Source organism: Solibacillus sp. R5-41 (assembly GCF_002736105.1).
Classification (GTDB): domain Bacteria; phylum Bacillota; class Bacilli; order Bacillales_A; family Planococcaceae; genus Solibacillus.
Map to the genome: position 1 here is coordinate 1,110,692 of NZ_CP024123.1, position 23,871 is coordinate 1,134,562.

The following is a 23,871-nucleotide window of genomic DNA, read 5'->3' on the forward strand; positions in this document are numbered from 1 at the left end:
TTTGATTAGAATTGTAAATGTTTTTCGATATATGCTTTTACATCAGCGATTGGCATACGCGTTTGTTCCATCGAATCGCGGTGACGCACTGTTACTTGACCATCCTCTTTTGAGTCAAAGTCATACGTAATACAGAATGGTGTACCGATTTCGTCTTGACGACGGTAACGTTTACCGATTGATTGTGATTCGTCGAAGTCTACTGGGAAGGCTTTACGTAAATCAGCCCAAACATCGCCAGCTTCTTCAGATAATTTTTTTGATAACGGTAATACAGCCGCTTTAAATGGTGCTAAAGCAGGGTGGAAGCGTAATACAGTACGTTTGTCATCGCCTTCTAACTGCTCTTCATCATATGCATCACATAAGAATGCTAATGTCACACGGTCTGCACCTAATGATGGCTCGATGCAGTATGGTACGTAGCGTTCGTTTGTAATTGGATCAATGTAAGTGAAATCTTCACCTGAATGCTCCATATGTTGTTTTAGGTCGAAGTCTGTACGGTCTGCAATCCCCCATAGTTCACCCCAACCGAATGGGAAGCGGAATTCGATATCCGTTGTTGCGTTTGAATAGTGAGAAAGCTCATCATCTTCATGGTCACGTAAACGCATTGAATCTTGCTTCATACCAAGGTTTAATAACCAATCTTTACAGAAGTTTTTCCAGTATGAATGCCATTCAAGGTCTTCGCCTGGCTTACAGAAGAATTCCAATTCCATTTGTTCGAATTCACGTGTACGGAATGTGAAGTTACCTGGTGTGATTTCGTTACGGAATGATTTACCCACTTGTGCGATTCCGAATGGCGTACGTTTACGCATCGAACGTTGAACATTTTTAAAGTTTACGAAAATCCCTTGTGCTGTTTCAGGACGTAAGAAAATTTCGTTTGATGAAGATTCAGTTACACCTTGATGCGTTTTGAACATTAAGTTGAATTGACGGATATCCGTGAAATCAACTTTACCGCAATCTGGACAAGCCACTTCAAGCTCTTCCATTTTTTCTTTCATTTGGTCAAAGCTCATACCATCCACGATAATTTCGTTTCCAGTTTTCTCTAATGAAGCATCTTCAATTAATTTATCTGCACGGTGGCGAGATTTACATGCTTTACAGTCGATCATTGGGTCATTGAAGTTTCCTACGTGACCAGAAGCTATCCATGCTTTTGGGTTCATTAAAATGGCTGCATCAAGACCTACATTGTGCTCAGATTCTTGAACGAATTTTTGCCACCAAGCTTTTTTAACGTTGTTTTTAAGTTCCACGCCTAGTGGACCGTAATCCCAAGTGTTTGCTAAACCACCGTAAATTTCAGATCCAGGGAATACAAATCCACGATGTTTTGCTAAAGATACGATTGTTTCCATTGATTTTTGTGTCATGAAAAATTCCTCCTAATGTAAAATGTAATCAATTATGCCTCGACGAAATTGCGTCCAGATTTTGAATTGTGAGGTCAGCACTATGCAGGTCAGTTAGCCGTTGTCACATAGACGCGAAGAATTTAGGCTAACCTCCTCAATTAAATTCTGTTCAAAATCTGTGACATTCACCTAGGCTAATTTTTATTCAGTGGATATTTGAATACCCACTGAATGAAAATAATAAAAGCACCCGTCTCCGGGCACAGTAACTATGCCCGGGGACGAGTGCATCATAAGTGATATACCCGCGGTTCCACCCCGCTTGTTTTCTAAATTATGTAAACTGCATCAGCCGTTTGAGGAAAAATTCTCCACTATGAGTACGAAGATTGTACTAAAAACATAATTAAAAAACCTCTTTTAAAAAAGCTCAGGGTGCCGTTTCTCAATTTGAATATAGGCTTACACTATCCCTACTCGCTGCTAGTTAAATTGATACTTATTAATCCCATCATCGCTGTATTATAAAGTTGTTTAGAAAGAACAATATGAACAATATCGTTCTATGCTCATATTGTAGCATGTGATTGTTTTCTTCGCAATATTGAACGAAATAGTATATAATAATTAAGATAAAAGTATAACATTATTTGAAGCGGGTGAGTCTAATAGAACTCAATAAACGTCAAGATGCTATCTTGCAAATTGTTAAAGAGAACGGACCAATCACAGGAGAGCATATCGCAGAGCGTCTTGGATTAACGCGTGCAACGTTGCGCCCTGATTTGGCCATTTTAACGATGGCTGGATTTTTAGATGCACGACCACGTGTAGGCTATTTTTATGCTGGAAAGAAATCCACTGTGGCAATTACAGAGTCTATGCTGAATTTAAAAGTGAAGGATTTCCAATCTGCACCAGTAGTTGTTTCTGAAGGTATGACAGTTTACGACGCAATATGTCATATGTTTTTAGAAGATGTTGGAACGTTATTTGTATTGGATAAAGATGATTTTTTACAAGGGGTTTTATCACGCAAAGACTTATTAAGATCGAGTATAGGTACACAAGACTTAAATAAAATACCGGTACATATTATTATGACGAGAATGCCAAATATTGCGTATTGCTTACAGTCAGATTCCTTAGTTTTAACAGCGAAAAAATTAATAGAACGCGAAATTGATTCGATGCCTGTTGTAAAGGAAACTGAAAATGGAGTTGAAGTAATTGGACGCTTAACAAAAACAAGTATTACGCGTGCCTTCATCTCTTTAGCTGAAACGCATGATTTATAGGTGGGCACAATGAAAAATTTAACAATTTTTGTCGTTTCAGATTCAGTTGGTGAAACAGGTGAGAATGCGGTAAAGGCAGTTGTCAGCCAATTTCGGCCAAATTTTGACAAAGTGAGAATACGCAAATTTCCCAGAATAAATGATGTTGAGCTCATTGAAAAAATAGTACAAATCGCGGTGAACCAACAAGCTGCAATAGTTTTCACATTAGTAGAAAAAGAAATGCGAAAAGCACTTTATAATTTAGCAGTAGAAAATAATGTACCGACAGTTGATTTACTAGGTTCAATGATGGATTTAATTGAACTTTCATTTGATGAGCCTCCGTTACAAAAGCCGGGCCTTGTCCATCGACTAGATGATGATTATTTTAAAAAAATTGAAGCGATTGAATTTGCCGTAAAGTATGACGATGGCCAAGATCCAAGAGGAATATTATTAGCGGATATTGTATTAATTGGGGTGTCACGAACTTCAAAAACACCGCTTTCGCAATATTTAGCACATAAAAGCTATAAAGTAGCGAATGTGCCACTTGTTCCTGAGGTGGAGCCACCAATTGAGTTAATGAAAATTGACCCCCAAAAATGCTTTGGTTTAGTCATTTCTACTGAAAAATTAAATAATATTCGTAAAGAACGTCTGATCGCACTTGGATTAACGGAAAATGCTTCTTATGCACAGCAACAACGAATTGAGCAGGAAATTCGCTATTTCAACCAAATAGCTGATAGAATAGGATGTCGGGTTATTGATGTAACAAATCGGGCAGTCGAAGAAACTGCAAATAAGATTTTAGACATGCTAGAAGGCGAAAAATAATAGCCCACATAAGCCACCTCAGTGAAAAGAGGCGGTTTTTTGGTCGTAAACCATCATATGAAAAGCGATCCTTCAAAAAAAAACTACTTTTTTTTCTATTTTTAGTAGGAAATATAGTTGATAACACAGAAATAGTAAAAAATAGATAGCAACAAGCGGTTTTTTGTTTTATAATAATAAAATTGTGGTAAAAATATTACGAATGAGTAGTTCAATAAAAAAATCTTAAATTTTGTCGTATTTTAGAGGGTTTTTTTATTTCTTCTCGAATTATGTAGATAGTAATAGTAGATGGTGATAAAGATGGCTGGGAAAATACCTGAACATGTGATTGAGCAGATTCGTTCGCAGTCTGATATAGTCGATGTGATTAGCGATTATATGCAGTTAACGAAAAGAGGGCGCAACTGGTTTGGATTATGTCCATTTCACGGAGAGCAAACACCCTCTTTTTCCGTGTCTCAAGAAAAACAAATCTTCCATTGCTTTGGTTGTGGAGCTGGGGGAAATGCAATAACTTTTGTAATGGATATCGAGCATATCGCATTCCCGGATGCATTAATCAAGCTGGGAGATCGTGCAGGTATTCCATTAGACGTTCAAGTGCAATCAGAGCTAACGACGTCGAATACTTCTTATTCAAAAAAAGAAGAAATGATGCGAGAAGGACATGCAGTTGCTGCCGAATTTTATCATCATTTGTTGATGAATACAGAAGATGGAGAATTAGCATTAAATTATTTACTAGAAAGAGGATTTACGCGTGAACAAATCGAAACTCATCAAATAGGATGGGCGTTACCGAATTGGGATACACTTTCGATATTATTAGAGCGTAAAGGTTTTCTTTTAGAAGTAATGGCAGAATGTGGGCTCATCATTCAAAAAGAGAGTGACCAAACATTTTTCGATCGTTTCCGTGGAAGAATTATGTTTCCGATTCGAGATGAAAATGGTAAAGCTGTTGCTTTTTCAGGGAGAATCCTTAACAAAAATGCAGATGAAGCAAAGTATTTAAATAGTCCAGAAACACCTATTTTCCATAAAAGTCAGGTGCTTTACAATTTGGACAAGGCTCGTGCGTCGATTAGAAAAACACGTCACGCAGTCTTAATGGAAGGGTTTGTTGATGTACTTGCTGCCAATCGAGCAGGTGTATATAATGCAGTCGCAACGATGGGTACGTCGCTTACACCCCAGCATATTACAAAGCTCAAACGCTTAGTTCAGCAAATTACGATTTGCTATGATGGTGATAATGCTGGTTTTGAAGCGGCGAAACGTGCTTCACAAATGTTACATGAAGAACGAATTAAAGTTGAAGTGGCTGTTTTACCAAACAAGCTTGACCCAGATGATTACATCCAAAATTATGGTCAAGAAGCGTTTAAAAATCAAATAATCGAAAAACCGCACGCTTATATCGCATTTATGATGATGCATGCGAAGCGCGGCAAAAACTTTCAATTTGAAAATGACACATTACAATACATTCAAGAAGTTCTCGAAACGTTGAAAGATAATTCTTCACCGACAGAACGAGATTTATACATTCGTCAGCTTTCAAATGAGACAAATATTTCTCAAGAAGCGATTAGTGCGCAGTTACGAAAAGTTGTAGCAGATGGTGCTAAAGAACAAAAACGTAATCAAAATGCATTAAAGCAACCTATTGAATTGGTTCAGCAAAAGCTACCAAAAACGGCGACGGATCGAGCAGAGCGATTATTACTTGCCCATATGTTGCATGATGTGAATGTGGTGAATAAAGTTTTGAAACTAGGAAACACCGCGCCATTTATTCATGAAGAATATTTATCCGTATTTGTCCGTCTAGTGGGTTTTTATGAAGAATATGAAATGGCAGATTTTCAACGTTTTGTAGAAGTTTTAAATGACAATGAATTGCGTAAAATAGTTATGGAAGCAGCATATATCGATCGTGATCCAGAAAATGGTGAAGCGGAAATTAGTGATTGTTTAAAGCATATTGAAAAACACCGTATCGAAATAGAAATAGAAAAATTAACGCATAATCAAAAAGAAGCAGAAAAGATGCACGAACATAGGCGAGCTCTTGAAATAGCCCAACAGATTATCCAGTTAAGAAGATCGGTAAAGGGAATTTAAGGCGATTTGTTTTTTAGAAGGAGGAAGGTTTATGACGGAAAAGTCAAAACATTCAAAAGAGACAGTAGTAAATGGGCTTACATTAGAAGAAGTAAAGAAAAAGCTTTTACAAAAGGCAAAGCAAGTTGGAGAAATGTCAATGAAGGAAATTTCTGAAACGCTCGCTTTTTTTGAAGTAGAGAATGAAGAAGTTTTTAACTTTGCTGATGAAGTGGAAAAAAATGATGTAACAGTTGAAGGAAAAGAAGAGTTTGAAGAAGAAGCGCTTTCTAAACAAGAAGCAAGCGAAGAAACTTTCGATTTAAACGATTTAAGTGTTCCTCCTGGCGTAAAAATTAATGACCCGGTTCGTATGTATTTAAAAGAAATTGGTCGTGTTGACTTACTTTCTGCAGCTGAAGAAGTTCGTCTTGCAGAGCGTATCGAAGAAGGTGACGAGGAAGCACGTAAGCGATTAGCAGAAGCAAACTTACGTCTAGTAGTATCGATTGCCAAACGTTATGTTGGGCGCGGTATGCTATTCTTAGACTTAATTCAAGAAGGGAATATGGGTCTTATTAAGGCGGTTGAAAAGTTCGACCACCGCAAAGGATTTAAATTCTCGACTTATGCAACATGGTGGATTCGCCAAGCGATTACACGTGCGATTGCTGACCAAGCACGTACAATCCGTATTCCAGTACACATGGTAGAAACAATTAACAAATTAATTCGTGTACAGCGTCAATTATTGCAAGATTTAGGTCGCGAACCGTCTCCAGAAGAAATTGGAGAAGAAATGGACTTAACACCTGAAAAAGTACGTGAAATTTTAAAAATTGCACAAGAGCCTGTATCACTTGAAACGCCAATTGGTGAAGAGGATGATTCGCACTTAGGAGACTTTATCGAGGACTCAGAAGCACAATCACCTTCAGACCATGCAGCATATGAGCTTTTAAAAGAGCAATTAGAGGATGTCCTAGATACATTAACAGATCGTGAAGAAAATGTACTACGTCTACGCTTTGGCTTAGATGATGGCCGTACACGTACATTAGAAGAAGTAGGAAAAGTATTCGGTGTAACACGTGAGCGTATTCGTCAAATCGAAGCAAAAGCACTTCGTAAATTACGTCACCCATCTCGTTCAAAACGCCTGAAAGATTTCTTAGAATAAAAGGATATGTAAGAGGTGAAGAAAATTGAATTATTTTCTTCACCTTTTTTTCATGTTATTATTTAGCTAAAAAGTATGCCATAAAAAAGAAAAGATTGTTACTTTTTACTGATGTACGCACCCTTACAAATACTTACAATAGTAATAGGTTCAATTACGCCTCGGCGTAATTGCGTCAGGATTTTGAATTGTGTTTAGGCCTGCATGGTGCAGGTCAGTTAGCCGTTTGTCGCATAGATGCGACGACATAGGCTAACAACCTTATATTCATTCCTTTCATCCGCCGGGGGCTTATCTTCATTCAGTTGGCGTAAGGACGCTCACTGAAAAGGCTATACTTTCATTCATCCTGCCACCTATAGAAGCAGGAGTCATTTGCTGAATGAAGATCAATACATAAAGTAGATTTGGGGAATTTACATGTCAAATCCAAAAAAACAAATTATTATGAATGAAATTACTTTTTGGAAGCAAAATAAATTGCTACCAGAGCATTACTGTGATTTTTTAATGACGCTTTATTCAGAAGGAAATAATAATGAAGAAATTTCAGGGAATGCGAAAAAAGCGATTAACCCTGTAATTAAAAGAAGAAAATGGAGCATTGCATCGATCTTTCCGGTCATTGCACTATTGTTTACAGTGCTATTATTTACAATTCAATATGAATGGGTAGTCGTGGCCATTGCGGGTATTTTTGCCGCAAGCTGCTTAGTGGGGGCGTTTTATTTTGCAAAAAGAAATAAATTATTAGCGACTATGCTTCAACTGGCAGTAGCCCTATTAATGCTAGGAATTTCAGTTAAAATAAGTATGACTTATTTTGCTGGGAATAATAATATGCTTTTTGCCTTATTAATTACAAACTGTATTTTATGGCTCATTAGTGGGATTATGCTGAAAATCACATACTTTACAATTTCCGGAGTCATCGGTTTTTGTATTATTATTGGCGCTTGGTTTTACATATGATATTTTTATTAAAGCTAATGATAGAACTATCGAATTTACCAATTCAACAACTGCCAAAACTTAAATATGATTGTATACCTTGATCGAAAAATATCCAGGCAACATGTAAATAGCCAACTATCCATGATAAAATTCAGATAGTTGGCTATTCGTCGTGCGAACCGGAATGTGCACAAATTTTTTGATTCGGATTTACAGATAAAAAAACTACTAACAGTTGTTTACCGTTAGTAGTTCCAATCTTATTCCCAGATAGCTTTAACGACGTTTGTCTGCTCACGAGCTGGCCCTACTGAGAAAGTCATTAAGTTTATTCCTGTTAGCTCTACAACACGTTCTACGTATTTACGAGCATTTTCTGGGAGTTCTTCTAATGTACGAATTCCAGTAATGTCTTCTGTCCAGCCTGGAAGTTCTTCATACATTGGTTCACAAGCTTCAATGATGTTTAAGCTTGCTGGATACTCGGTAATCACTTCACCGTTGTATTTATAAGCTGTACAGATTTTAACTGTATCTAAACCAGATAAAACGTCAATAGAGTTTAATGCTAAATCTGTAATCCCACTCACACGACGAGAGTGGCGAACTACTACTGAGTCAAACCAACCTACACGTCGTGGGCGCCCTGTCGTTGTTCCATATTCCCGACCAACTTCACGGATTTGATGACCAACTTCATCGAATAGTTCCGTTGGAAATGGACCGTCACCTACACGAGAAGTGTATGCTTTACATACTCCAACAACACGAGAAACATGAGAGGGACCAATACCAGTACCAGTTGTTACACCACCTGCAACAGGATTTGAAGATGTAACAAATGGATAAGTTCCATGGTCAACATCTAACATAACTCCTTGTGCACCCTCAAATAACACACGGCCACCTTCATCTAAAACGTCATTTAATACTTTAGAAGTATCTGTTACGTATTTCGCGAGCTCTTGGCCATAGCCGTAGAATTCTTCGAAGATATCTTCAAATTTTAAGGCTTCCACTTCGTAGAATTTTTCGAAAAGACGGTTTTTCTTCTCTAAATTATCACGCAGTTTTTGTTCAAACACTTCACGATCAAGTAGGTCTGCAATACGGATTCCTATACGTGCAATTTTATCTTGATAGCACGGACCAATCCCTTTACAAGTTGTCCCAATTTTATTATCCCCAAGAGAAGCTTCGTCCACTTTATCTTGATAAATATGATATGGAAGAATTACATGAGCACGGTTTGAAATACGTAAGTTTGTTGTAACAATCCCACGTTCTTCCAAACCTTTTAGTTCTGATACGAGAGATTTTGGGTTGATAACCATCCCATTCCCCATCACTGAAGTTTTTTCTTTATAAAAGATACCTGATGGAATTAAATGTAATTTGTAAGTTTCATCGCCAATTTTGATTGTATGACCTGCGTTATCGCCGCCTGAAAATCGAGCGATTACATCTGCCTTTTTAGAAAGGAAGTCCGTAATTTTCCCTTTACCTTCGTCTCCCCATTGTGTTCCTACAACTACAACTGATGTCATATCAGCACCTCCGTTAGTCTCAATTTTATTTATTCTTCTCCTTAATTGAGCGAAATATCCAATTATTTAAAAATGAATAACTCGTACAATGATCTTTTTAATTACGTATTAGTGTCTATTTACTCAATAAATGTATCATTATATCGAATAGCGTTATTGTAGCAGTGATTAACAGTAGAAGTCAATGGAAAACAAGTTAAAACACGAACGAAATTATAAAATGGATAATTATCGTTCGTGTTATGGTGGGAGGTAAATTAAGCGATTACTTGCATATAATGTTGCGAACCGTTGAATTCCTTTTTTATTTTCAAATGCGTGGTTTAACGCAACGGTCGGTAAATCGTATCGATACTTAGTGAAGCTACTGACAGAGCTACCGAATTTATCAATTCAACAACAGCCAGAACTTATAAATGATTTATAGGCTGGGTTGGATGTAACAAATCCAGTCAACATGTGAAAAGTAGCGAACTAACCGAAAAAAATTTAGATAGCTAGCTATTCGCTTTGCCCACCGAAAAGAACGCATATTTTTTGTTTTGGGCTTACAATCGGATTGTTGATTTGTATATAAATTCTCTTTAAAACTTAATTTTTCTGTAAAAATACATATATTTCGTATAGAATGAAAGGTGATACATGAGTGGGAGAAAGGGTGGGGTGACATGAATTTTGACTTAACAGCGGAACAACAAATGTTGCAAAAAATGATGCGGGAATTTTCAGATGAAGTTGTAGCACCAGGGGCAATTGAGCGTGATAAGACAAAAGAATTTCCATTACCTATTTTTAAGGAATTATCAAAAATGGGGATAATGGGCTTACCATTTCCAGAAGCTTACGGGGGTGCGGGGGCAGATACCATTAGTTTTGCAATTGTTACGGAACAGTTAAGCCGTGTTTGTGCTTCTACGGGCATTACGTATTCTGCACATATTTCTTTAGGTGGGGCACCACTTTATTTATTTGGGACAGAGGAGCAAAAGCAAAAGTATCTTGTCCCGATTTGTACGGGAGAATCCTTTGGAGCATTTGGTTTAACAGAGCCGAATGCTGGATCTGATGCAGGTGGCACGGAAACAACGGCTGTTTTAGAAAATGGGCAGTATACGATTAATGGCTCCAAAGTGTTTATTACAAATGCAAGCTATGCCAAACATTTAGCGTTAACAGCAATTACGAATCGACAAAATAATGAAAAAGAAATTAGTGCGATTATCGTGCCAACCGATGTAGCAGGTTTCCAAATTAAATCCGATTATGAAAAAATGGGCTTAAATGCTTCGAATACAACGGAGCTGCTACTTCAAAATGTGACAGTGCAAGAAGAAAATCTTTTAGGCAAGCGTGGAAACGGCTTTAAGCAATTTTTAACGACATTGGATGGTGGGCGCATCGGAATTGCGGCGATGGCGGTTGGTATTGCGCAAGGTGCTTTAAATAAAGCTGTTCAATATGCAAAAGTACGCAAACAATTTGGCAAAACTTTGTCACAGTTTCAAGCGACGCAGTTTAAATTAGCTGATATGGAAGTGAAAATTGAAATCGCGAGAAATTATGTTTATAAAGCGGCTTGGTTAAAAGATCAAGGACGTCCATTTGGCAAGGAAGCGGCGATTGCCAAATACTATGCATCTGAAATGGCGATGGAAGTGTGCGATGAAGCAATCCAAATTCATGGAGGATATGGGTATATGAAAGAGTATGAAGTGGAACGTTATATGCGTGATGCTAAATTATTAGAGATAGGAGAGGGAACTTCAGAAGTCCAAAAAATGGTTATTGCAAGACATATATTGCAACGTTAATGGTAATTTGTCGTAATTGTTACAAACATAGTAAAACTTAGGGAATAGGGCTTTTCGTTTTCCAGAATATACAGTACAATTATTAGTGTTTACTAGGTTCTATTTCAGATAGAATGAGAATAACTAATGAGGGAGGGGAACGCAATGAGAAACAATCCACTTATTCCTTACGTACTTATCATGACATTCGGTATTGGACTAATTTTCTTCATGTCATTTGAAGGTGCAGCAAATAAGAATAGTGCTGAAGGGGATACTTCAGGTGAAACGGTTGAATTAAGCGGTGAAGAAATCGCTCAAAAGAACTGTATTTCATGTCACGGTGGTGACTTAAAAGGTAGCATGGGTCCTTCAATCGTTGGATTAGATGCTGAGCACATTAAAGATGTTGCTTTAAATGGTACTGAAAGCGGTGGCATGCCTGCAATTCTTAAAACAGAAGAAGAGGCAAAAGCTGTAGCAGAGTACATTTCTGGTCTATAATATTGAAAATCGAAGCATAGGTACTAGAGCAATCTAGTGTCTATGCTTTTAACTTATTTCAGCGGGTTTCCAAACACCCGCTGAAATAAGTTAAGCCTCCGGCGGATGTCACAGATTTTTAGAGGATTTTTTTAAGCAAGCTCGAAAAAATTCTGGACGCAATTACTCCGAGGTGTAATTGATCTTATTTCAGTCGAAAGTAACTAGCGTCTAATTTGACCTTAGTTATGTCCTTCTCAATGCATTAACCTCTCAACTACAAGACGAATGAGAGGTTTTTTTATATAATAAGGGTACATTGTAAAATAGAAAAGAGGAAATTGAAATATGAATGCACAAAAGCTCTCAAAACGTTTAGAAATGGTCGCATCATTTGTTCCAACGGGTGCGGTTGTTGCAGATATCGGGAGTGACCATGCGTATTTACCATGCTATTTAGTACACAAAGGGATTGCTTCACGCGCCGTAGCAGGAGAAGTTGTAAAAGGTCCTTTCGAATCTGCTGTACGCCAAGTACGTACAGAAGGCTTAACAAATAAAATTACCGTTCGCATGGCAGATGGGTTAGCGGCAGTTGAAGAAACGGACCAAATTGATACTGTGACAATTGCTGGGATGGGCGGTCCACTCATTGTTTCGATTTTAGAAAAGCATCCACAAGCTTTAAAATCGGTGACGCGTCTTATTTTACAGCCAAATATTCATGCAAAAGCAATTCGCGAATGGGCACTTCTTAATCGTTGGGCATTACAAGATGAAGTTATTTTAGAAGAGGACGGCAAAGTGTATGAAGTTCTTGTATTGCAACGAGGACAGATGGAATTAACACAAGCTGAAATATTATTAGGTCCAAAATTAATTGCAACGAAATCGCCTGTATTTGTTGAAAAATGGTCACGTGAAGTGGCTAATTGGCAACGCGTACAGCAAGCGATTGAAAAAGCTGAAAAAACCGCTGATAACGAAGCGAAATTTACAGAGCTGGCACAACTTGTTGAGATGGTACAGGAGGTTATTCAGTGAAAAAAGTCAATGGGCAAGAAATCATTCAGTTATTTGAGTCTTGGTCACCGAAAAAATTCGCCTGTATGCCAAATGATCCGATTGGTTTAGCGATTGGGACATTGAATAAAGAAGTTTCAAAGGTACTTGTGACACTAGATGTGACGCATGAAGTAGTAAATGAAGCGATTGAACAAGGCTGTGAGCTTATTATTGCACACCATCCACCTATTTTTATGAAGCTTTCCAATTTGCGCACAGACAATCCACAAGGTGCTTTATATGAAAAATGCATTAAAAATAATATTGCGGTGTATGCGGCACATACGAATTTAGATGTGGCACCAGGTGGGGTCAATGATTTATTAGCAGCTGCTTTGCAATTAACAAACTGTGAAATTTTAGAACAGACGTATCATGAGAATTTAATGAAATTAGCAGTTTATGTCCCGCAAAACCAAACGGATGAGATGCGCGCAGCTTTAGCTAAAGCAGGGGCAGGACAACTAGGCGATTATGATTCATGCAGTTTTTCTACAGATGGACAAGGGCGCTTTAAGGCATTAGACGGCGCAAATCCGACAATTGGCGCAATCGGCCAATTGGAAGTAGTGAGCGAACAGAAAATTGAAGTCGTGTTCCCGCAGTCGTTAAAAAATCGTGTGTTAAAAGCAATGCTCAATGCACATCCATATGAGGAACCGGCGTATGATGTATGGACGACGGAAGTATCATCAAATGAGCAAGGCCTCGGCCGAATTGGCTTATTAAATAAACCGATGACGTTAAAGGAATTTGCACAATTCGTCAAAGTTCAATTGGACGTGCCATTTGTACGTGTTGTCGGTCCAGTAGACGGACTTGTTCATAAAGTCGCAGTCGTTGGTGGCGACGGCAATAAATATATTCGAACAGCTAAATTTGCAGGTGCAGATGTATTCGTAACGGGAGATATTGGTTTCCATATGGCACAAGATGCCGAGCAGCAAGGCTTAAGCATTGTTGACCCAGGACATCATGTTGAAAAGGTAATGATTCAAGGGGTTGCACAGAAGATGACTCAATTATGTGACGCGAAGAAATTACCCGTGCAGTTTATTCAATCCATAATTCATACAGAGCCGTTTACGTTTGTTTAAATGTTTCGGTGAAATAAGAAATATCAATGTTTCTAACGTCTTTCTACAAGTTGTAGGAGACGTTTTTTATTTAACTAAAAAACTTTAGTTTAAGAAGAAATTGAACTTTTTCAGAATCACGATCGAACACATTCTCCCGTTTTCCCCGACATCTCCACAGATTTTCCACCCGTCAGTTCCAAACGTATCCTAGATTTCGCGCTGGTCTTCAATAATGTAGATAAATATACCATTAAAAATAAAATATAATATAATCTATTTCATGATTTATAAGGACTAGTTTTAATAATCAAAACTTAGATATGCAAAAGAGGATTATCAGTATTCACTTTAAACGGATTAATTTTCTAATAATTTTAACTATTGAATAAATTTCGCTATTTATATATAATCTTTTATATTAATAATATATTTCATAGAGGTGCAGGATGAAAATTTTAGAACGATTTAGTCAGTTTGTTAGCAGTACATTTGCTATTTGGGTGCTCCTTTTTGCAGCACTTGCCTTTTTTGTTCCAAATGGATTTTCTTGGATTGGAGCGTATATCACGATATTACTAGGTATTGTTATGTTTGGTATGGGATTAACAATAACTGTTGCGGACTTTAAAGAAGTATTAACTAGACCAAAAGATGTGGCAGTTGGTGTAGTTGGTCAATTTGTGATTATGCCAAGTTTAGCCTTTTTATTGGTGAAAATATTCAACCTCCCACCTGAAATTGCAATCGGTGTTATTTTAGTAGGTTGTTGCCCAGGGGGGACATCTTCAAACGTTATGACGTTTCTTTCCAAAGGTGATGTGGCATTATCGGTGACGATTACCTCCATCACAACTTTATTAGCTCCGATCGTTACACCTGGACTAATTTATTTATTTGCAAGTGAGTACATTGATGTTGCTCCTAGTGCACTCTTTATGTCGATTATCAAAGTAATTATTATTCCGATTGCATTAGGATTTATTGTACAGAAGCTCTTTAACAAGCAAGCGACAGCAAGTGTGAAGGTGATGCCTCTCGTTTCCGTAGTAGCGATCGTTGCTATTGTAACTGCGGTTGTTGCGGGTAATCAACAAAAGATTGCTGAAACTGGTTTGATTATCTTTGCTGTTGTTGTTTTACACAACTGTTTAGGATACTTAATCGGGTATTTATTCGCAAAGATGTTCGGTATGAACTTAGCGAAAAAGAAAGCTATTGCAATTGAAGTAGGAATGCAAAATTCGGGCCTAGGTGCATCATTAGCCGTTGCACATTTTTCTCCATTAGCAGCTGTACCAAGTGCGATTTTTAGTGTATGGCACAATATATCAGGTCCAATATTAGCAACCATTTTTAGTCGTATGGAAGAAAAGAATGAGGAGAAATTAAAAAATCCAAAGTTTTTACTTTCTAATGAAAAGTAATTTTTACTTTCTACAAAACTGATCTATTTTCAATCAGATGAAAAGAAATGAGATGAGGAATTCCTCATCTCATTTCTTTTGAGCGTTTTTTTAATGACTACGTCCATCATCCACTTGTTTTCCATTTTCTCCTTTTATAACCAGATGTAATTTTCAATCGTTATAGGTTGATAGTCTTGATTAACAATCTGTGTATGTAATATTTCATTAATTCGTACTCTCAGATGGATAACCCATCTTCAAAACGTCATTTTGTGCAATTTAAAACAGCTGAATAAGAAAAGGGTATTAGCAATATTGAAGGCTATGTCCTTTTAGCTTGTTATTTATTATTTTTGTTCATGAACCTATTATGATTAATGGTATTTAGATTGTATGAATGTATAACTTTTGTTGGCTTGAAAGGAAGATTGCTCTATTTTAAGGATTAGTTGTTGTGTTAACGGTTTTAGATCATAAGATTAGAAAAGCAGTATAATTAATCGTCTATCAAATTGTGCTCAATGGTAATTGAATGGGAAGAAGTGAAAAAATTAAATAAGAAGAAAAAAAGGCTACGAAATGTAGCCTTTTTTTATATTTACTTACTTATATTATCCTTTTACAGGCATTGCTTTTGCGGCCATTTCCTCATCAAAGTCATTCTCTGATTTAGAAACAACGACACATGCAACCCCGTTACCGATTAAGTTTGTTACAGCACGGGCCTCGGACATGAATCGGTCAACCCCGATTAAAAGGGCAATTCCTTCAACTGGCACCATTGGGAATGCAGCTAATGTTGCAGCCAGTGTGATGAAACCAGAACCTGTTACACCTGCAGCTCCTTTAGATGTAATCATTAATACCCCAAGAAGTGTGGCAATTTCAAGCCATGTTAAATCGACACCATACGCCTGTGCGATAAATAACGCAGCCATTGATAAATAAATGGACGTACCATCTAAGTTAAATGAATAGCCTGTTGGTACGACTAAACCAACAACTTGCTTTCCACAGCCTAAATTTTCTAATTTACGCATCAATGATGGCAATGCCGATTCAGAAGAAGATGTACCAATAACGATGAAAATTTCATCTTTAATGTATGCAATAAAACGGAAAATATTGAAGCCGAAGTATTTAGCGATTGAGCCTAATACAAATACAATGAACAAGAACATCGTAACGTATACCGCAACCATTAATAAGCCTAATGATTTTAGTGAACCTAAACCGAAGTAACCGATTGTATACGCCATCGCACCGAAAGCACCAATTGGCGAAATTTTCATGACCATTCCAACAATTTTGAAGAAAATTTCTGAAATTTGTTCGAAAAATGTAATGACAGGTCGCGTTTTCTCCCCTAAAGAAGCAGTTGCGATACCGAATAATATCGCTGAAAATAATGTTGGAAGCAAAGCACCTGATGCGATTGCACCGACAAAGTTCTCTGGAATGATGTCATAGATGAAGCCACCTAAACCACCTTCACCAGAAGCTTCAGCTGCAGATGTATATTTCGAAATGTCAGCGTCGGCAGCTTTAGAAGTATCAAAACCAGCACCAGCATTGATTACGACTGCAACCATAATACCGATTGCAAGGGCAATTGTTGAAACGATTTCGAAGTAAAGTAAGGCTTTACCACCAATCTTACCAACCTTTTTCATGTCACCCATACCGCCAATTCCAATAACAACGGTTAAGAAGATAATAGGAGCGATTAACATTTTTATTAACTTAATGAATAAATCAGCTAGTATTTTTAAGCTTGCACCAAATTCAGGCCAAATCGCACCTACGATAATACCTAAAATGATGGCGATAATTACTTGGACTGTTAAGTTTTTTAGTAATTTCATGAGGCAACCCCCTGTATAAAGTCCAGCATGAACAAGTGACGAAGTTTTTAAATGAACGCATTTACAATGAAAATATATCTGGGCTATTATTAAGCAAGATTAGTCGCGGAAAAGAGCTCGGCATTCAAGTGTTGATTGATGAAGAAAGTAAATTGACGCGTTTTCCCGAGTATCTGGACCATCATGATTTTGTTGTTTTATTTGGGAATTTAATCGAAAATGCATTTGATGCACTAATTGCAGTCGAACGAGAGCAAAAAGAAGTAACGATTTCAATTGATGATAATGATGGCATTCTAGCTATTTTAGTAGCAGATAACGGTGTAGGTATTCCATCAAATGATGTAGAAAAGATTTTTGAAAATGGATTTTCGACGAAGCATAGCGAAAATCGAGGAATTGGTCTCTATTTAATCCAAGAAATTATCACTAAAGGAAATGGCACAATTGAGATAGCGAGTGAAGAAAATAAGGGGACGACCTTTATTTTGACATTTGAGCTTTAACTTGTTTCAGCAGAAGTTTTTTACTTGTAAAATGGGAGGAAACCCAGGTTGAAGAGGGAAACTCTGTACAAAAGTTAGCCGAGGCGTAATGGATAGGGAGAGTTTAATTGTGAAAACAATCCGAGTGTTACTAGTAGAAGATGATCCGATGGTACGTGAGGTAAATCGTCAATTTATTGAGCGTGTTGAAGGATTTGAAGTCATTGATATGGCGGCAAATGGTATTAAAGGAATTGAAAAAATAAAAGAGTTATCACCAGATTTAGTCATTATGGATATTTTTATGCCGGAACAGGGTGGCATTGAGTCATTGCGCCAAATTCGTTATAACAATTTAGAGGTAGATTGTTTTATGGTAACAGCAGCTAATGATGTACAAACAATCCAGCAAATTCTCCATTTAGGTGTGTATGATTATATTATGAAGCCCTTTACATTTGAACGAATCGAGCAAACATTGCTAAATTATCGTTTGTTCAAAGAAAAGATGGAGTCCGCAGAAGATGTAACCCAGCAGGAATTAGATGAGATAATGGGACAAACAAAACATATGAATTTAGAGCCAGAGCCTGTGCAGACATTTTCACAGGAGCTGCCAAAAGGGTTTAACCGGTCTACGCTAGCAAAAGTTTTGCAGTATTTAAAGCAATTGGATGATGGTGCCTCAGCAGATGATGTGGCAGCGGGCATCGGCGTAGCCAGAGTAACAGCCAGACGCTACTTAGATTTTATGGAGAAAAATCAGATGATTCATGTTGATATTCTGTACGGAAGTGTAGGGCGACCGGTTAATCAATATTTTTTTGAAGAGTGAAAAAGAAGCAGTAGCGCGTATGGAATGTGCTACTGCTTTTACGTTTAGTAAGGCATAATTTTATCGACTGGTTTTGGTGTTTTAATTTTTGGTAGAATTTTGTCGAGCGTTACAGAACGGACAATTTCATGTGTTGCTGGATCATTTTTATCAAATTGATCTAAAAATGCAATGACCTCTTTCACAATTGGTGTTGGGGTAGATGCCCCTGCTGTAACGGCAACCGTTTCAACATTTTCTAACCACTCCAATTTAAGCTCAGAAATATCTGAAATACGGTAGGACGGTGTACCAGCAATTTCAACCGATACTTGTGTAAGTCGATTTGAGTTATTAGATTTTGGATCGCCCACGACGATTAATAAATCCGAAACGCCTGCCTGCTCAGCAACGGCTTCTTGACGAACTTGTGTTGCTAAACAAATTTCTTTATGCACTTCAACATGAGGGAATTTTTCCTTTAAGCTGTCCATTAAGAAGGAAACATCCCATTGACTCATTGTCGTTTGATTGGTTACTAATATTTTTTCGTTCTCAAATTGAAGATTTTCAATATCTTTCATCGATTGCACAAGGTGAACATGATCTGGTGAAACACCAATTGCTCCCTCAGGCTCTGGATGTCCCTTTTTACCGATGTAAATAATTTCATAGCCTTCTGCCGTTTTTTCACGAATTAAATCATGTGTAACGGTAACATCTGGGCAAGTTGCATCAATGGAAACAAGCCCTTTGCGTCTCGCGATTTCACGAATTTCAGGTGAAACCCCATGTGCAGTGAAAATGACTGTTCCTTCATTTACTTGCTCAATAATCTCTTTACGATTTTCTCCATCTAGCGTAATGATACCATCTTGTTCAAATGCATCTGTTACATGTTTATTATGCACAATCATACCTAAAATGTAGATTGGTCTTGGTAATGATGTATCAAGCGCAGCATTGCGTGCAATAACCATTGCATCAACTACCCCATAACAATAGCCGCGTGGATTGATTTTAATGACTTTCATTGTGCAAACCCCTTTCAAAACTCAGTATGTCTATTATAGCTGACTAAGAAGTTTAATTCAAAACTTCGTTGCTGGGAGTATGATTATAGATTTGTAAGGGGGGAATTGGTAGAAGGATGCACATGGTTTTGGTAGTTTTATGGTAAAATCCAGGTAATGAAGAGGTGGAGGGGAACGGATGCAAACGGTACATATTATTTTTGGTGAATCTGCCTATGGATCTTTACGCTTTGCAATGAAAGGAAAGCTGGAAACAATCATTGCTTTTCCGAGTTTTTTTGGCGAAGGACCTGTTCAAGATATACATACAAAAAACGGTTTAAAAAATCGGTTGCAATGGCTTGAAAATAATTATTTATTCGACGTGGAAGACAGTGAGCGTTATAAACAATTATTTGAATTAGGACTTCAGCAAGTAGAGCAAATAACAGAAGGCACGAAAATCATTATTTGGACATGTGAAAACGCAGCAGAACAGTTTGGTTTACGTTTTGTTACGAAAATACTCGCAAAGAAAAAGGTTACTTGCTATACATGTAATACCTTTTTCAATATGCTCGAACTTTATAAAGGTAAAGATACATGGACGGAAATCCGGCGTTCAGGTGAAATGGGCGCGGAGGAAATGAAGAAATTTATGGGAAACGAGTGGATGGAGCTTGTGACGGATGAGCTGTTCGCTACTTATCAAAAAGAAGCGGAACAGTTATTGGCAAATGATTGTTCCGTGCGTACTTGGCGACATGGGAAAATGCATTATGAGGATGAAAACCGCGATGATGCCTTTATTATTAAGCTGGCAAAAATGCTTCATAGTGAAATACAGGACGAAAAAACGTGGCTCAATGCAGCGCGGTTAATCGGGCAAGTATTAGGGGGAAGTGAGCATGATATTTCCGATTCATGGATTAACTACCGTGTACACAAACTAATTGAACAAGGTTTTTTCCAGTATGAAGGGGATTTAAGTGAAATTCGTAAGTATAAAGTGAAGTTAAATGATATGTAAGTTAAAAAGTGTTTATTTTTTGTGACGATATATAACTTGAACATATGAAGCCTACTTAATATTGGAGAATGGGAATCTAATTAAGAATCCGTCGCCTCCCACGGTAGCGGCCAAACAAGCGCAGACTTTATCAGAATCCTTAAGTAGAAGGATTTCATTAGCGGGCGGGATTCTTTAGTTCAACTTATATTTATCAATGGATTAAAGTGTACCCAACTCGTTCGAACGAATCATTGTGTATAATAAGGAACAAGGAAAATTATACATAATGGGGGAGAGCATTTGGTTTTTTCATTTTTTAAAAAGAAAAAAGAGGGAACGGTACTTAAAAATCAGGTAGAATTTTGCATGACGAACTTATCATTAGGCGCTGCGGACGTGTATGATGTGCTCATCGAACTCGATGATGTAGAAATTACTGAATCCGGCTGTACTTCCAATTGCGAAATTTGCGAATGCCATTTATTTGCCATCGTCAATGGTGAAATGGTGCTTGGAGATGATGCGGATACATTACTCCAAAACGTGCAACAGGAGCTAGAGGTAAATTCAGTTTAACTAATTCTAGCGCGGTGCATTTGTCTTTCACATTGTACCGAAAATTAGTTAAAATAGTCGGTAGAGGTGAGGAAATGATTTTTGTATTTGATTTAGATGGAACCATTTGCTTTCAAGGACAACCCCTTGATGAGGAAATAACAGATGCATTGAAATTTTGTGAAGAACTTGGTCACGAAATTATTTTTGCGTCTGCTCGTCCAATTCGTGATATGTTACCGGTCATACCAAAGGACTTTCATTCATGTCGTATGATTGGGAGTAATGGGGCTTTTACATTTGTTGAGGGAAAAATCGAGGTAGAGTTTTTAAAGGCATCGATTCAAACGCAAATTATGGAACTGATTACGCAGCATCAATTAGCGTATTTAGCTGACAGCGATTGGGATTATGCTTATTCAGGTAGTGAGGACCATCCGATGTACCGTGGGATAAATAGTGAGAAAAAAGCAAAACGCTTAGCGATTGAACAATTAAATGGATTTTCAAAAGTATTATTATTTGATCCACCGTCCCATGTAAAGGAATTTATACATACATTACCCGTCACGATTTTTGAATATAAAGAAGAAAAAATTATCGATATCTGCTCAAATCATTTAAATAAAGTTAAAGGTTTAAATCGTTTAGGCATCCAACAATACATCGCTTTTGGAAATGATGTGAATGATTTATTAATGTTCCAACAGGCACAGCACAGCGTTTGTGTCGGGATGCATGAGGTAGGGAATTATGCAGCAGAGCGGGTAGAACAAAAGGAAGTCGCACTTAAAATTAAGAATCTTGCGCAACATTGGGCAAGCAATACTGTTTTCACCAACTAGCTCAAAACATAGGGACTGTCACGAAAGAATTCACTCTTTTGTGGCAGTCCCTCTATTTTCATGTGAATTTTGTACCGGAAATTCTTTTTAAGAGGTTAAAAGTCATATGGCGGCTGAAAGATCTTCGGTACGGATGGTCGCGAAGTTGGTGGTACGGATGGTCGTGAAGTTTCTGGCGCGGTCGGTTGTCTTTGAGTGCTTCTTTGTTCTGTTGGAGCAAGGGCTGTCGACTCGAAAATGTCTCGAGCCAAGTCAGCAGACGTATCTGGTTCTCCTTTAAAGCCTTTATACATTCTCCATAATGCAGGCAGATTTTTGAACATAGGAGCAGCCTGCTGAACGTACGGTGTAAACTTTTGGGCATTTGAAAACAAGGAATTTGCTCCCGCTAAAAAACTGTCTAAGCGCGGGGCACTACTTGCGGCTGCGGCTGCTCCGGCTACTTCTGCTGCCCCTGCTGCGCCCGCTAGACCAGCTACTTCTGCTCCAGCTCCAGCTAAACCTGCTCCTGCCAATCCCGCTCCAGCCAAACCTGCCCCCGCGGATTGGAACGGTATTTGGCGCGGCATGGGCATTTGTGAAAACATTGGACCTCGCATCATATAAGGTGCATACATCGGATAGCGCATCGGCATTTGCATAGGCATAGAGTTCATGAAAAAACCATTTGGATAATAAAACGGAGGACGCATAATAAGCTCCTTTCTTTAATTCAGCATTATTTTGCTAAAATGGACAATTAATTCGCATTTTTTTTCCCTATTCCCTCATTCCTGTTTGACGACAAAACTATTTATCGTTATGATATGCAGATGGTCACTTAAATGTACGAAACATGGTACAATAGGACAGATGTTAGGAGGTACGAAACATGTCAAAATATACTGATTATAATTTCAAGCCATTTTTGCAGGACGCCATTGCAAAGCTTGGATTTACAGAGCCGACACCGATTCAAAAAGAAATTATTCCACTCGTACTAAAGGGGAAAAGTGCGATTGGACAAGCACATACTGGTACAGGGAAAACGCATAGTTTTTTATTACCAATTGTGGAACGTATTCAAGAGGAAAAACAAGAGGTGCAAGCAGTTATCACATCTCCAACACGTGAGCTTGCGCAACAAATTTTTGATGCGTTAAACCAGTTAACAGAAGGCACGGAAATTACTTCAAAATTATTTATCGGCGGAACAGATAAACAGCGTTCAATCGACCGATTAAAAACACAACCTCAAATTGTTGTAGGTACACCAGGTCGTATTCGCGATTTAGTAAAAGAAAACGCCTTACTAGTACACACTGCGCCAATTTTAGTTATTGATGAGGCAGATTTAGCCTTTGATATGGGCTTTATCGAGGAAATCGATGGCTTTGCTTCAAGCATGCCAGAAAAGCTAGAAATGTTCGTATTTTCAGCGACAATTCCAGAAAAATTAAAGCCGTTCTTAAAGAAATATATGGATGCACCAACACATGTGCATATGAATGATAAACGCCCTGTTGCGGAAGGCCTTGATTTTGTATTAGTACCTGTACGTTCAAAATCACGTAACTCACGTTTATTGGATGTCATGAAAGGGATCAATCCATTTTTAGCAGTCGTATTTTGTAACACACGTAAAAATGCAGAGTCTGTTGCGACATTTTTAGCAGAGCAAGGCATTCGTGTAGGACAAATTCATGGGGATTTATCACCACGTGACCGTAAAAAAATGATGAAGCAAGTTCGTGATTTAGAATTCCAATACATCGTAGCAACTGACCTTGCAGCGCGTGGAATTGATATTCAAGGGATTTCACACGTAATTAACTATGAGCTTCCAGAAGACTTAGAGTTTTTCGTCCACCGTGTAGGTCGTACCGCTCGTGCTGGCACAAAAGGAACAGCGATTACATTGTTCCAGCCAGAAGATGAAGATGCAATTGTTCGTATCGAAAAAATGGGTATTCCATTTGTACAAAAAGATGTGAAAAATGGTGAATGGTCAGAACTGAAAGAGCGTCACTCACGAAAAAACCGTGTGAAGCAAGCAGACGAAATCGACTTAAAAGCGAAAGCCCTTGTTCGAAAACCGAAAAAGGTAAAACCAGGGTATAAACGTAATATGAAGTGGGAAATGGAAAAAGTTAAAAAACGCGAACGTCGTATTAAACGTCGTACAAATAAATAG

The 23,871-nt window shown here is 37.9% G+C and carries 21 protein-coding genes; 16 read left to right on the forward strand and 5 right to left on the reverse strand.

Features of this window, described 5'->3' with window-relative positions:
* Positions 1-5 precede the first annotated feature (5 nt).
* The gene (locus CSE16_RS05135) at positions 6-1,394 is read right to left on the reverse strand and encodes a glycine--tRNA ligase (RefSeq protein WP_099422907.1); all 1,389 of its coding nucleotides are present in this window, start codon (positions 1,392-1,394) and stop codon (positions 6-8) included.
* A 641-nt stretch (positions 1,395-2,035) separates the two neighbouring features.
* Here CSE16_RS05135 and CSE16_RS05140 point away from each other — a divergent pair.
* The 5 genes from CSE16_RS05140 to CSE16_RS05160 all read left to right on the forward strand — a co-directional run bounded on the left by CSE16_RS05140 (position 2,036) and on the right by CSE16_RS05160 (position 7,757).
* On the forward strand, positions 2,036-2,674 hold the full coding sequence (locus CSE16_RS05140; protein ID WP_172954423.1) for a transcriptional regulator CcpN: 639 nt from the start codon (positions 2,036-2,038) through the stop codon (positions 2,672-2,674).
* A 9-nt stretch (positions 2,675-2,683) separates the two neighbouring features.
* Positions 2,684-3,496, forward strand: a complete 813-nt coding sequence (locus CSE16_RS05145; protein ID WP_099422909.1) for a pyruvate, water dikinase regulatory protein — start codon at positions 2,684-2,686, stop codon at positions 3,494-3,496.
* A 303-nt stretch (positions 3,497-3,799) separates the two neighbouring features.
* Entirely contained in the window at positions 3,800-5,626 is a 1,827-nt protein-coding gene (dnaG, locus tag CSE16_RS05150; protein WP_099422910.1) for a DNA primase, read from the forward strand.
* A 31-nt stretch (positions 5,627-5,657) separates the two neighbouring features.
* Positions 5,658-6,785 carry an RNA polymerase sigma factor RpoD gene (gene rpoD, locus CSE16_RS05155; protein ID WP_099422911.1) on the forward strand — a complete coding sequence of 376 codons (1,128 nt, stop codon included), beginning with the start codon at positions 5,658-5,660 and terminating at the stop codon, positions 6,783-6,785.
* Between the two features lie 420 nt (positions 6,786-7,205).
* The gene (locus CSE16_RS05160) at positions 7,206-7,757 is read left to right on the forward strand and encodes a hypothetical protein (RefSeq protein WP_099422912.1); all 552 of its coding nucleotides are present in this window, start codon (positions 7,206-7,208) and stop codon (positions 7,755-7,757) included.
* A gap of 242 nt (positions 7,758-7,999) precedes the next feature.
* On the opposite strand, the gene CSE16_RS05165 is transcribed toward CSE16_RS05160, so the two are convergent.
* The gene (locus CSE16_RS05165) at positions 8,000-9,286 is read right to left on the reverse strand and encodes an adenylosuccinate synthase (RefSeq protein ID WP_099422913.1); all 1,287 of its coding nucleotides are present in this window, start codon (positions 9,284-9,286) and stop codon (positions 8,000-8,002) included.
* 668 nt (positions 9,287-9,954) lie between these two features.
* Between CSE16_RS05165 and CSE16_RS05170 the strand changes: the two genes are divergently transcribed.
* From CSE16_RS05170 to CSE16_RS05190, 5 genes are all read left to right on the forward strand, one after another.
* Positions 9,955-11,097, forward strand: coding sequence for an acyl-CoA dehydrogenase family protein (locus CSE16_RS05170; RefSeq protein WP_099422914.1), 1,143 nt, complete (start codon positions 9,955-9,957; stop codon positions 11,095-11,097).
* Between the two features lie 144 nt (positions 11,098-11,241).
* Complete coding sequence (locus tag CSE16_RS05175; protein ID WP_099422915.1) at positions 11,242-11,580, forward strand: c-type cytochrome; 339 nt, start codon at positions 11,242-11,244, stop codon at positions 11,578-11,580.
* A gap of 327 nt (positions 11,581-11,907) precedes the next feature.
* Positions 11,908-12,603, forward strand: coding sequence for a tRNA (adenine(22)-N(1))-methyltransferase (locus CSE16_RS05180; RefSeq protein ID WP_099422916.1), 696 nt, complete (start codon positions 11,908-11,910; stop codon positions 12,601-12,603).
* Positions 12,600-13,721 carry a Nif3-like dinuclear metal center hexameric protein gene (locus CSE16_RS05185; protein WP_099422917.1) on the forward strand — a complete coding sequence of 374 codons (1,122 nt, stop codon included), beginning with the start codon at positions 12,600-12,602 and terminating at the stop codon, positions 13,719-13,721. Before CSE16_RS05180 ends, CSE16_RS05185 begins: the two co-directional genes overlap by 4 nt.
* A gap of 428 nt (positions 13,722-14,149) precedes the next feature.
* Positions 14,150-15,127: a bile acid:sodium symporter family protein gene (locus tag CSE16_RS05190; protein WP_099422918.1), complete on the forward strand. Its 978-nt coding sequence runs from the start codon at positions 14,150-14,152 to the stop codon at positions 15,125-15,127.
* Between the two features lie 593 nt (positions 15,128-15,720).
* Here CSE16_RS05190 and dctA read toward each other — a convergent pair.
* A complete protein-coding gene (dctA, locus tag CSE16_RS05195) occupies positions 15,721-16,974 on the reverse strand; it encodes a C4-dicarboxylate transporter DctA (protein ID WP_099422919.1) in 1,254 nt (417 codons plus the stop codon).
* A 35-nt stretch (positions 16,975-17,009) separates the two neighbouring features.
* On the opposite strand from dctA, the gene CSE16_RS05200 reads away from it, so the two are divergent.
* Together CSE16_RS05200 and CSE16_RS05205 are read left to right on the forward strand one after the other, a co-directional pair.
* Positions 17,010-17,480, forward strand: a complete 471-nt coding sequence (locus CSE16_RS05200) for a sensor histidine kinase (protein WP_253896170.1) — start codon at positions 17,010-17,012, stop codon at positions 17,478-17,480.
* A 109-nt stretch (positions 17,481-17,589) separates the two neighbouring features.
* On the forward strand, positions 17,590-18,294 hold the full coding sequence (locus tag CSE16_RS05205) for a response regulator (protein ID WP_099422921.1): 705 nt from the start codon (positions 17,590-17,592) through the stop codon (positions 18,292-18,294).
* Between the two features lie 44 nt (positions 18,295-18,338).
* Here the strand turns inward: CSE16_RS05205 and CSE16_RS05210 are convergent, their stop codons facing one another.
* Positions 18,339-19,307, reverse strand: coding sequence for a 4-hydroxy-3-methylbut-2-enyl diphosphate reductase (locus CSE16_RS05210; RefSeq protein WP_099422922.1), 969 nt, complete (start codon positions 19,305-19,307; stop codon positions 18,339-18,341).
* A 178-nt stretch (positions 19,308-19,485) separates the two neighbouring features.
* Between CSE16_RS05210 and CSE16_RS05215 the strand changes: the two genes are divergently transcribed.
* From CSE16_RS05215 to CSE16_RS05225, 3 genes are all read left to right on the forward strand, one after another.
* A complete protein-coding gene (locus CSE16_RS05215) occupies positions 19,486-20,316 on the forward strand; it encodes a DUF1835 domain-containing protein (protein ID WP_099422923.1) in 831 nt (276 codons plus the stop codon).
* Positions 20,317-20,598: 282 nt separating this feature from the next.
* Positions 20,599-20,874 carry a YuzB family protein gene (locus tag CSE16_RS05220; protein ID WP_099422924.1) on the forward strand — a complete coding sequence of 92 codons (276 nt, stop codon included), beginning with the start codon at positions 20,599-20,601 and terminating at the stop codon, positions 20,872-20,874.
* 74 nt (positions 20,875-20,948) lie between these two features.
* Positions 20,949-21,698 carry an HAD hydrolase family protein gene (locus CSE16_RS05225; RefSeq protein WP_099422925.1) on the forward strand — a complete coding sequence of 250 codons (750 nt, stop codon included), beginning with the start codon at positions 20,949-20,951 and terminating at the stop codon, positions 21,696-21,698.
* 95 nt (positions 21,699-21,793) lie between these two features.
* Here CSE16_RS05225 and vrrA read toward each other — a convergent pair whose 3' ends face one another.
* On the reverse strand, positions 21,794-22,390 hold the full coding sequence (gene vrrA, locus CSE16_RS05230) for a VrrA/YqfQ family protein (protein ID WP_099422926.1): 597 nt from the start codon (positions 22,388-22,390) through the stop codon (positions 21,794-21,796).
* 179 nt (positions 22,391-22,569) lie between these two features.
* Between vrrA and CSE16_RS05235 the strand changes: the two genes are divergently transcribed.
* On the forward strand, positions 22,570-23,871 hold the full coding sequence (locus tag CSE16_RS05235; protein ID WP_099422927.1) for a DEAD/DEAH box helicase: 1,302 nt from the start codon (positions 22,570-22,572) through the stop codon (positions 23,869-23,871).